The organism is Mycobacterium parascrofulaceum ATCC BAA-614 (genome assembly GCF_000164135.1).
Taxonomy (GTDB): domain Bacteria; phylum Actinomycetota; class Actinomycetes; order Mycobacteriales; family Mycobacteriaceae; genus Mycobacterium; species Mycobacterium parascrofulaceum.
Window position 1 is genome coordinate 468,077 of the sequence record NZ_GG770555.1, and the last position, 10,388, is coordinate 478,464.

Consider the following 10,388-nt stretch of genomic DNA (forward strand, 5'->3'; position numbering starts at 1 on the left):
CGTGCCAGGAGTTCATCACCCAGTTGGGTCGCAATTTCCAGGTGATCTACGAGCAGGCCAATGCGCACGGGCAGAAGGTGCAGAGCGCCGGCAGCAACATGGCCAGCACCGACAGCGCCGTCGGATCGAGCTGGGCGTAATACGCGTCGATGTATTGAACAGGATATTTGGTGCACGCCCCGCAATGCGCCCGGGGTTTTGAACTGGAACGCGGTTTTAGCGGCTCTGCCGCAGTGTGAATTATGCCACTTCGGAATAAGTCAACGGGAGGTCGTCGGCTCGGGCAATTACGCGTCGTAACATTGACTTGAAACATAATGGCGCGAATCGGCTTTGGATGCCGATCCGGCCCGGGAAATTATTTCCACGAATCGCGATTGACTAATTGTGATCAATCGTGGTTACTTCCTGCCCTACAGCGCTTTGAACTGGATGTATGCAAAATCACAACCCTCTGATTGCAAACAAGTTCTCACATCCGCGGGACCCGCTATGACATTTAAGCTTTACAGTTTGTTACGCGAAGGGAACACGCGCTCGATATGTTACGGTCGCTTTGGACTTAATATTCGTTCGGTGGGCCCCGGAGGGCAACCGGACGCAATCTTTATCAGCAATTCTCAGGCTAAGGAGAGAATGGTTTGTTGTCGGGCGTGTGTGAACCAGCTCACCGCAGGAATGGTGGATTCCATGCGTTTCATTAGAACTGTCGCGCGGATACGGCCGGGGCAGCAAAGCCGCGCCTACCATGGCGGCCACTTGGGGGACCGGAGGTAGAAGATGCTGGATTTCGGAGCGCTTCCGCCGGAGATCAACTCGGGGCGGATGTATGTCGGTGCGGGGTCGGGTCCGCTGCTGGCCGCTGCGGCGGCCTGGGACGAGTTGGCTGCGGAACTGCAGGTCACCGGCGCGTCGTACAACTCGATAATCGAGACGCTGGCGACGGGTCCGTGGACGGGACCGTCGGCGATCGCGATGGCGGCCGCCGCCGCGCCGTACGTGGCGTGGATCAATGCCACCGGCGCACAGGCCGAAGCGGCCGGCGCCCAGGCGAAAGTTGCCGCCGGCGCTTACGAGGCGGCGTTCGCGGCCACCGTGCCACCACCGGTGATCGCGGCCAACAGGGCCCTGCTCGCCACGCTCATCGCCACCAACATCCTCGGTCAGAACACGCCGGCGATCGCCGCCACCGAGGCGCAATACATGGAGATGTGGGCGCAGGACGCCGCGGCAATGTACGGCTATGCCGCCTCGTCGGCGACCGCATCGCAGCTGACGCCGTTCGCCGAGCCGCCGCAGACCACGAACACCGACAGCACGGTCATGCAGGCCAGCGCCATGACACAGTCCACCGCGCAGGCGAGTTCCAACACGGTTTCGCACCTGTCCCAGCTGAGCGCCACGATGCAGCCGGCGATGCAGACCCTGAATGCCGGGACGAACGCGGGAACGACCTCGACGGGGCTTACCGTGCCGCCGATCGTCCAAAACTGGAACACCTTCTGGTCCGCCGTCACCGGGGTGTACTCGCCACAGTCGTGGAGCACGATTCCCGGCGGTCCGTTCCTGTCGTTCGGGCAGGCGTACGCGTGGGGCCAGAACGGACAGAGCGCCGCCGCCTACTTGTCCGGCCCGAAAGCGATCACCGGCGCGCTCGCCCCGCTGACCAGTGGCGCCAGCGCCGTAAAGCCCATGCTCAGCTCCGCCGTCGGCGGGCAGGTGTCGGGGTCACTGGGTAAGGCGGCCCTGGTCGGGAACATGTCGGTGCCCCAAGGCTGGACCGAAGCCGCACCGGCGGTCCGGACGATCGCCCAGGTGATACCGGCCAACCTTGCCGCAGCTCCGGCCGCCACGCTGGCCGGCGAGGAGGGCATGTTCAGCCAGATGGGCCTGTCCAGCCTGTTGGGAAGGGCCGTCGCCAGCAGCGCGACCCATTCGGTGGGCGCCACCGCGGCCAAGGCCGCCGGCTCGCTGGGCGGCGTGGTCGCCGAGGCGGACCCCGCCGCGGCCACCATCATCGTGATCCCGGCCCTCGAGGACTGACCGGCGATGACCACCACGCACACCAGACCAGCGCCGTCCACCCAGGCGCCACCAAGCAGGCAAGGGGAGTAGCGATGTTTTACGGAGCCTTTCCGCCGGAATTCAACTCGGGCCGGATGTACAGCGGCCCGGGACCGGAGTCCCTGGTCGCCGCGGCGACGGCATGGGAGAACCTCGCGACCGACCTGCAGGCGACCGCGTCCGCGTACTCGTCGGTGGTCTCGAGCCTGACCACCGGCCCGTGGGTCGGACCGTCGTCGATGGCCATGGCGGCCGCGGCCGCGCCCTACGTGGCCTGGATACAGCAAACCGCCGCCCAGGCCGCTCAAACCGCGGCACAGGCCACGCAGGCCGTCGCCGCATACGAGACGGCCTTTGCCGCCCACGTACCCCCGCCGGTGATCGCTGCCAACCGGGCACTGCTCGCGCAGCTGGTAGCGACCAATCTGTTCGGGCAGAACACCGCCGCGATCGCGGCGAACGAGGCCGAATACGGCGACATGTGGGCCCAGGACGCGACGGCGATGGACACCTACTTCGCGTCCTCTGCGACCGCATCGAACAGCCTGCAGGAGTTCAGCCCCGCCCCCCAGACGACCAACCAATCGGCGGGGCCGATGCAGGCGGCGGCGCTGACTCAGACCGCCAACACCGCGGCCGGCACCGTCACGAAAAACCTTGCGGGCACCGCTAACTTGGCCGGCACCACCACCGGCGCCACCGGGCCACTGGCCTGGCTCGCCAACCTCGGCACCGCCTACCAGACGTTCTGGACCAACCTCCTGAACACGATCCCGGGCGGGGCGAACTTCTACACGGCGATGTACAACGCCGTCAAAGTCCCCCTCGGCCTGACGACCACGTTCAACGACATCGGACTGCTGATCAACTTCCCGGTGTCACAGTGGCTCAAGTTCGCCCCGCCGATCGCCTACGGCGCGCTGCCCAAGGACGCGTTGGGGGCGGGGCTCGGGGCGCTCGGCTTCAGCAGGGGAACGCTGTTCGACGCGCTCAGCCCGACGGCGGGCTTCGCCCGGGGCACGCTGGTCGGATCGTTGACCGTTCCGCCCAGCTGGGCCTCGGCCACCCCGGCCATTCGGACGGTCGCTGCGGCACTGTCGGCCGCGGGACCCGAGGCCGTGCCGGCGGCCGCGCTGGGCGAGGGCAGCCTGTTCAGCTCGATGGGGATGGCGGGGATGCTGGGCAGCGCCCTCGGCTCCGGGGGGCCCACCGTGGTCGGTGCCGGCGTGCGCAACCGGATGAAGCCCATCAAGGACCTCAAGGACAAACAATCGCCGGAACAGCTGAAGCGCCTGGTCGCGCAGATATCGGAGCAACCCGAAACCGTGCAACACCACAGCGTCGACCAGGAGGGCCTGGACGCCCTGCTCGAGCAGCTGGCCAAGAAGCCAGGCATCCACGCGGTGCACCTGAAAAAGGGGGACAAGTCAAAAGTTCTTCCCGCCGACGCCCAAATCGGTTAGCGGACAACACGATCCATTACCAGGATCGCCGTCGCAGGAGAGAAGGTAAGACAATGAAACGGCTACTAGCGTTACTGGGTGCCCCGCTCATGATCGGCCTGGCCGCGCCGGCATATGCCGATCCCCCGCCGGTACCCGACGGTGACGACGGCGGCTTCATTTCCGCACTGCATCAGGCCGGCTTCGGCTTCGCCAGCCCGGACGCCGCCGTGGGGGCGGGCCGGGCGGTGTGTTCGTGCCTGAACAACGGCGAGTCGGGCCTCGAGGTGGTGCACGACGTGAAGATGCACAATCCGGGAATGGACATGGAGATGGCATCCAACTTCGCGCTGCTTTCCGCGAAGTACTACTGCCCCCACCAGCTCAGCAAAGCCTGACTCGCGGATTCGTGGCCGCGCACGAGTTCCGCTGAGGGATAACATCTTTCAGCGATCCCGGGCGCGCGCTGCGCGCGACGGCCCGGCATGAGACAATCGCCAGCTATGAGGCTGCTGGTGGCGGTGATCGGCGTTTGGGCCGTGATCGGCCTGGCCGCGCCCGCACATGGCGACCCCGATGGCGGCGTCGACGAGGCGAGCTTTCTCGCGTCGCTGCGCAGCGCGGGTATCACCTACAAGACGCCGGACGCGGCCGTGCAGTTCGCCAAGGCGGTGTGCGAGTCGATGGGCAACGGCGAGTACGGCCCGCAGATGGTCAGCGAGTTGCAGGCCCAAAATCCCGGGCTCACTGCGGATCACGCGACGTCGTTCCTGGCGATCGCCGCAAAGTTCTACTGCCCCCAGAAACTCAACATGCGATAGTGCGGCGACGGCATTCCGCGCCCACCCATCCTGACCTTGGCGCAACGGATTGGCGGCCCGCAGGTTTCGCGCACGTAGCCGCATAGCATCTGGTTGGGTTGGGATCCACCCGCTGTTTACCTGAGCCTGGTTAGCTGCGGCCACGGCAGCACGCCGGGCCGAGGGGGAAGGAGCGCCGATGGACACGCTGAGTGTCGCCGATTTCGCGCTCCGCCTCGCCGTGGGGGTGGGCTGCGGGGCCCTCATCGGCCTCGAACGGCAGTGGCGGGCCCGCCGGGCCGGCCTGCGCACCAACGCGCTGGTCGCCGGCGGGGCGACGCTGTTCGTGCTCTACGCCGCCGCCACCACGGACACCAGCCCCACCAGGGTCGCGTCGTATGTGGTGTCGGGCATCGGCTTCCTCGGCGGTGGCGTGATCCTGCGCGAAGGGGTCAACGTCCGGGGGCTCAACACCGCCGCCACCCTGTGGTGCTCCGCGGCGATCGGCGTGCTGGCCGCATCCGGGCATCTGCTCTTCGCGTTGATCGGCACGGGAACCGTGATCGCCATCCACGTATTGGGGCGCCCCCTGGGCCGGCTGATCGACCGCGACAACACCGGCGACGAAGACGAAAGCCTGCGGCCCTACCTGGTGCAGGTGATCGCCCGCCCCAAGCACGAGCAGTACGCGCGCGCCCAGATCGTGCAGCACGCCGGCGGCAACGACATCACGCTGCGCGGGATCCACACCGGGCGGTCCGGCGACGACGAGATCACGCTGACCGCGCACCTCCTCATGGACGGGGACGCGCCGTCGCGGCTGGAGCGGTTGGTTGCCGAGCTGTCGCTGCAACCGGGAGTCCGCGCCGTGCAGTGGTACGCCGGCGACGAAGCGCAATCGGACGGGCGCAGCTAGGGGCGGGACTGCAGCCGGGGTGCGGCCGCGGCCAGCAGGTCGGCGCGGTCGCCGGTCAGCGGCGGGTAGATCCGCCGGGTGTTGATCGTCCGCTTGGTGTCCTTGGCCGCCGCTCCAGTCGACACCACCACCCGATCCCACCCCTCGGTGTAGACCGCCCCGGCCGGCCCGAGGTCGAGAACCGTGACGTACCAAGGGATTCGGAGGGCCAGCAACGGCTCGCCGAGCAACTCGCTGATGACGTTGTATCCGGCGTAGCGCCCCATCGGGCGGCCGTGTTGGCACGACATCACCGACATGTGGCCGGCGTCCATGCGGGCGGCCGCGACGTCGCCGGCGGCGAACATCGCTGGTACCCCGATTACCCGCAGAAAGTCATCGACGGGCAACCGCCCCAGGCCGTCGCGCGGCACCGGCACCTGCTCGGTCAACGGGCTGGCCCGCATCCCGGCACACCACACCACCGTGCCCGCCGCCAGCTGCTCGCCCGAGGAGAGCGACACGTTGTCCGCGCTGATCGCGGCGACGTGCACCCCGACCCGGGTCTCGACGCCATTGCCCGCCAGGGCCGCTTCGATCACCGGGACGGCCGAGGCGCCCATATCGGATCCGATCCGGTTGCGGTCCACCAGCACCACCCGCGGAACGACGCCCGCGCCGGCGAACAGCCGCCGCAACCGGTCGGGCAACTCGCAGGCCACCTCGATACCGGTCAGCCCGGCCCCCACCACGACGACCGTGGCGGCCGCGGGCGTGGGCGACCCGTCGGCGAGGCGGCGCAGGTGGTCGCGCAGCGCGAGCGCACCGTCATAGGTGTCGACGTCGAAGCCGAACTCCCGCAGTCCCGGTACGGCGGGTGTGACGAGCCGGCTGCCCGCCGCGAGCACCAGCCGGTCGTAGCCGTACGTCGCCCCGCCCGAGGTGGCGACGGTGCGCGCAGCGGTGTCGATGGCGGTCACCTCGGTCGCGACGTGTGCGACCCCGGCGGGGTCGAGCAGGTCGGCCAGCGGGATGCGGCAGGCGCTCAGGTCGGCCTCGTAATTGCGCACCCGGATGTCGTGGAACGGGCGGGCGGCCAGCACGGTGATGTCGACGGTGCCCGGCGCAACGGCGAGCTCGTCGAGCCGCCGGGCCGCCCCGAGCGCCGCCCACAACCCGGCAAATCCCGAGCCGATCACCACCACAGCGGTCACTTGCTCAACGCCTCACCACGGCCGACACGTCAGCACAGTGTGGGCCGGACCCGCATCGGGGACCAAGGCGACACGACGATGCCGGCGGTCGTCGTAGTCTTATGCCTGTGAGTGCGCTCTCAGGCTTCGTGTCCGCCCTGCCCCCGCAGATGCGGGACCCGGTGCTGCTCGCCATCCCCTTCTTCTTGTTGCTGCTGACGCTGGAATGGACGGCGGCCCGCAAGCTGGAAAGCCTCACCAAAGAGGCGCGGCCGGTCTCCGGCGCCTACCTGACCCGCGACTCGCTGGCCAGCATCTCGATGGGGCTGGTTTCGGTCGGCACCACCGCCGCGTGGAAGACCCTCGCCCTGTTCGGCTATGCCGCCCTCTTTGCCTACGTGGCGCCCTGGCACCTCTCGGCGGCCCGCTGGTACACGTGGGTGATCGCGCTCGTCGGCGTCGACTTGCTCTATTACGCCTATCACCGGATCGCGCACCGCGTGCGGTTGATCTGGGCGACGCATCAGGCCCATCACTCCAGCGAATACTTCAACTTCGCCACCGCGCTGCGCCAGAAGTGGAACAACAGCGGCGAAATCCTGATGTGGGTCCCCCTGCCGCTGCTGGGGATTCCGCCCTGGATGGTGTTCTTCAGCTTCTCGATCAGCCTGATCTACCAGTTCTGGGTGCACACCGAGCGGATCGACAAGCTGCCGCGGCCCTTCGAATTCGTCTTCAACACCCCGTCGCACCACCGGGTGCACCACGGGATGGACCAGTTGTACCTGGACAAGAACTACGGCGGCATCCTGATCCTCTGGGACCGGCTCTTCGGCAGCTTCCAGGCGGAGTTGTTCCGGCCGCACTACGGCCTGACCAAGCGGGTCGACACCTTCAACATCTGGAAGCTGCAGACCCGCGAATACGTCGCGATCGCCCACGACTGGCGCTCGGCGACCCGGCTGCGCGATCGCCTCGGCTACGTTTTCGGTCCGCCGGGCTGGGCGCCGCGCACGACGGACCGGGTCGATGCGGCCGTCCCGGTGGCTTCGTCCACGTAACGCCGGGAGTCCACGGCACGAAGACTTCTGCGTAACGGAAAGTCACGCCGTAATCTCGAATCGGCCGAGATTTGGCCCCGACGGATCGGAGTTGATGGTGCGTCGCCTGGCAATCCGCGCGTTCATCGCGTCGATCACCGTCGCCGCGCTCGCGCAGTCGCTGCCGCCTGTGCCGGCTCACGCCGACCCCGTCATGGTCTATCCCGGCATGGAGATTCACCAGGGCAACCGCGTCTGCACGCTGGGCTACGTCGACCCCGGCATGAAGATCGCGTTCACCGCCGGGCACTGCCGGGGCGGCGAGGGGGTCGTCACCGACCGGGGCGGAGCGGTCATCGGCCGCCTGGCCGCGTTCCGGGACAACACCCCCAGCGGGACCACCGTGGCCACCGACCAGCTGATCACCGACTACGAGGCGATCGTGCTGGACAACGGCGTCATGGCGAACAACGTCCTGCCGGGCGGGCGTCAATTGATTTCGAACCCGGCGGCCGCGCTGGCCCCCGGGCAGGCGATCTGCCATTTCGGCGTCAGCACCGGGGAGACCTGCGGGACGGTGGAAAGCGTGAACAACGGGTGGTTCACCATGTCGCACGGCGTGCAGAGCCACAACGGAGACTCGGGCGGCCCCGTGTACCTGCCGTCCAGCGCCGGTCCCGGGCTGCTCGTCGGCATCTTCAACAGCGTCTGGGGTGAGTTCCCGGCGGCGGTGTCGTGGCGGGCCACCTCCGAAGAGGTCCGTGAGGACCTCGGGGTGGCGCGGGTCGCCCGCTAGGGCTAGGCGTTCAGCGTGGCGCCTCATCCGGCGCGAGCGCGAACACCGGGATCGTGGGGGCGACGGCGCGGAACTGCTCCTCGGTGCTCTGCGGTGTCAGCCCGGAGACATAATCCTTGACCTGCCAATACCAGCGATCCAGATAGCGCCGCAGCAGCTCGGGTTTGTCGGCGTCGGCCACTTCGCTGGCCCGCGCGTGCCGCCTGCGCCAGCGCGGACCCGTCTCGACGACGCCCGCGGCCCGGACGTTGCGCGCCCACTGGGTGTTGCCGCGGGGCGAAACCAGGTAGTCGGTTCCGTCCACGATCAGCAGGTTGACGACTACCGCCCGCATCTTTCCGCTGGTGCGCCCGCGAACCCGCAGCGCGTGGGTCCCGGCGATGCTGACGCCCAGCTCGGCCAGCCAGCGGATCAGCGCGTTCGCGGCGCGTGCCGCCCGGCCCGGCTCCTGGTATCGGGTGGACATGTGGGTCCCCTCTCGCAAACCTACCGAGAGCGGTGCTCTCTTTGCTGGGCACGCTGCCACAGTCCACCCGGGAAAGCAAGAGCGGTGATCTCGGTTGTGTCAGACTGACCGCGTGGGCAAACGCCAGGAGAGCCGGGAACAGATCGAGTCGCGCATCGTCGAGCTGGGTCGCCGGCAGCTGGTCGACCGCGGCGCGGCCGGGTTGTCCGTGCGCGCGATCGCCCGCGACCTCGGCATGGTGTCGTCGGCCGTCTACCGCTACGTGGCCAGCCGCGACGAACTGCTGACCCTGCTGCTGGTCGACGCCTACTCGGATCTGGCCGACGCCGTGGACCGCGCCCGCGACGCGGCCGACGAGCTGTGGAGTGACGACGTCATCGCCATTGCCCGGGCGACACGGCAGTGGGCGGTCGCGCACCCGTCCCGCTGGGCCCTGCTGTACGGCAGCCCCGTGCCCGGGTATCACGCCCCGCCGGAGCGCACGGTGTCCGTGGGCACCCGCGTGGTGGCGGCCTTCTTCGATGCCGTCGCGGCCGGCATCGCCACCGGCGACATCAGGCTGACCGATACCGTTGCGCCGCAGCCGATGTCGTCCGACTTCGAGCGGATCCGCCACGAGTTCGGTTTTCCCGGCGACGACCGGGTCGTCGCGAAGTGCTTCCTGCTGTGGGCGGGGGTGCTGGGCGCCATCAGCCTCGAGGTGTTCGGCCAATACGGCGCGGATACCCTGACCGACCCCGAGGCGGTGTTCGACGCGCAGCTGCGGCTGCTGGTGGACGTGCTGGCTCAGCATTGACGGCCGCCAGGGCGCACGGAATTAGAACACGTTCACCGGGCCCGTCACGCGACCGGATCGCCCGGCCCCGGCAAATCTTTCATGGCCCTTTCTGACCGCCGCGCCACTGGGCTATCCTGCGAGACGATGACGCTTCCCGTTCAATCGCCGACGCAGATCGCGTGGGTCACCACCGACCTGGACGCCACCGAAACCGCCCTCACCGGCTTGTTAGGGGTGAAGAAGTGGGTGCGGATACCCGAGGTGCACTTTGCTCCGGACTCGTGCAGCTACCTCGGTAAGCCGGCCGATTTCGTTGCCAGCATCTCACTGAGCTATCTCGGCGACATGCAGTTGGAGCTGATCCAACCGGTCCGCGGGCAGAACATCTATAGTGACTTTCTGCGCGACTCCGGGCCCGGCCTGCACCACATCTGCGTGGAGGCGGAGAGCCCCCAGCAGTTCGACGCGGCGTTGGCCGGCGCGGCGGAATTCGGCGCAGCGGTCGTCCAGCAAGGCGTGATGCCCGGGGGCATCCGATTCGCCTATCTGTCGGCGCCGCAGGCGGCGGTGCCGTTTCTGGAGATCGCCCACATCGCGCCCGAGATGAGGGCGTTCTACGACTACATCAAACAGGAGCAACGCCCATGAGCCGCGCCAACGACGATGCAGAGCGCAGCGATGAGGAGGAGTGGCGCAGATGAGCCGCGCCAACGACGATGCAGAGCGCAGCGATGAGGAGGAGTGGCGCAGATGAGCCGCGCCAACGACGATGCAGAGCGCAGCGATGAGGAGGAGTGGCGCAGATGAGCACCGAAATACCGGCAACGGTCAGCGCGGGCGACGTCACGTCGTGGACCGACGACGTCGACGTGGTGGTGGTCGGCTTCGGCATCGCGGGCGGCTGCGCGGCGGTG

At 68.1% G+C, this 10,388-nt stretch carries 11 protein-coding genes and 1 pseudogene; 10 read left to right on the plus strand and 2 right to left on the minus strand.

The window, feature by feature from the left end:
- The 6 genes and pseudogenes from HMPREF0591_RS33975 to HMPREF0591_RS17670 all read left to right on the plus strand — a co-directional run.
- A pseudogene (locus tag HMPREF0591_RS33975) lies at nt 1–140 on the plus strand (type VII secretion protein EsxI); the annotation flags it as partial.
- 640 nt (nt 141–780) lie between these two features.
- On the plus strand, nt 781–2,043 hold the full coding sequence (locus HMPREF0591_RS17650) for a PPE family protein (RefSeq protein ID WP_007169990.1): 1,263 nt from the start codon (nt 781–783) through the stop codon (nt 2,041–2,043).
- A gap of 74 nt (nt 2,044–2,117) precedes the next feature.
- A complete protein-coding gene (locus tag HMPREF0591_RS17655) occupies nt 2,118–3,527 on the plus strand; it encodes a PPE family protein (RefSeq protein WP_007169991.1) in 1,410 nt (469 codons plus the stop codon).
- Nucleotides 3,528–3,580: 53 nt separating this feature from the next.
- Nucleotides 3,581–3,904, plus strand: coding sequence for a DUF732 domain-containing protein (locus HMPREF0591_RS17660; RefSeq protein ID WP_007169992.1), 324 nt, complete (start codon nt 3,581–3,583; stop codon nt 3,902–3,904).
- A 105-nt stretch (nt 3,905–4,009) separates the two neighbouring features.
- Complete coding sequence (locus HMPREF0591_RS17665) at nt 4,010–4,327, plus strand: DUF732 domain-containing protein (RefSeq protein WP_007169994.1); 318 nt, start codon at nt 4,010–4,012, stop codon at nt 4,325–4,327.
- Nucleotides 4,328–4,505: 178 nt separating this feature from the next.
- Nucleotides 4,506–5,222, plus strand: a complete 717-nt coding sequence (locus tag HMPREF0591_RS17670) for an MgtC/SapB family protein (RefSeq protein WP_007169995.1) — start codon at nt 4,506–4,508, stop codon at nt 5,220–5,222.
- Here HMPREF0591_RS17670 and HMPREF0591_RS17675 read toward each other — a convergent pair.
- Nucleotides 5,219–6,415 carry an NAD(P)/FAD-dependent oxidoreductase gene (locus HMPREF0591_RS17675; protein ID WP_007169996.1) on the minus strand — a complete coding sequence of 399 codons (1,197 nt, stop codon included), beginning with the start codon at nt 6,413–6,415 and terminating at the stop codon, nt 5,219–5,221. The genes HMPREF0591_RS17670 and HMPREF0591_RS17675 overlap by 4 nt on opposite strands.
- Nucleotides 6,416–6,522: 107 nt before the next feature.
- Here HMPREF0591_RS17675 and HMPREF0591_RS17680 point away from each other — a divergent pair, with 107 nt between their 5' ends.
- Nucleotides 6,523–7,455 (plus strand): sterol desaturase family protein, encoded by a 933-nt coding sequence (locus HMPREF0591_RS17680; protein ID WP_040623047.1) that lies wholly within the window; start codon nt 6,523–6,525, stop codon nt 7,453–7,455.
- Between the two features lie 94 nt (nt 7,456–7,549).
- On the plus strand, nt 7,550–8,230 hold the full coding sequence (locus tag HMPREF0591_RS17685) for an Rv1815 family serine proteinase (RefSeq protein ID WP_007169998.1): 681 nt from the start codon (nt 7,550–7,552) through the stop codon (nt 8,228–8,230).
- A 10-nt stretch (nt 8,231–8,240) separates the two neighbouring features.
- On the opposite strand, the gene HMPREF0591_RS17690 is transcribed toward HMPREF0591_RS17685, so the two are convergent.
- Nucleotides 8,241–8,696 (minus strand): nitroreductase/quinone reductase family protein, encoded by a 456-nt coding sequence (locus HMPREF0591_RS17690; protein WP_007169999.1) that lies wholly within the window; start codon nt 8,694–8,696, stop codon nt 8,241–8,243.
- 112 nt (nt 8,697–8,808) lie between these two features.
- Here HMPREF0591_RS17690 and HMPREF0591_RS17695 point away from each other — a divergent pair, with 112 nt between their 5' ends.
- Both HMPREF0591_RS17695 and HMPREF0591_RS17700 read left to right on the plus strand, forming a co-directional pair.
- Entirely contained in the window at nt 8,809–9,492 is a 684-nt protein-coding gene (locus tag HMPREF0591_RS17695; protein ID WP_208857777.1) for a TetR/AcrR family transcriptional regulator, read from the plus strand.
- Nucleotides 9,493–9,618: 126 nt separating this feature from the next.
- A complete protein-coding gene (locus tag HMPREF0591_RS17700; protein ID WP_040623048.1) occupies nt 9,619–10,122 on the plus strand; it encodes a VOC family protein in 504 nt (167 codons plus the stop codon).
- The last annotated feature ends 266 nt before the right edge of the window (nt 10,123–10,388 follow it).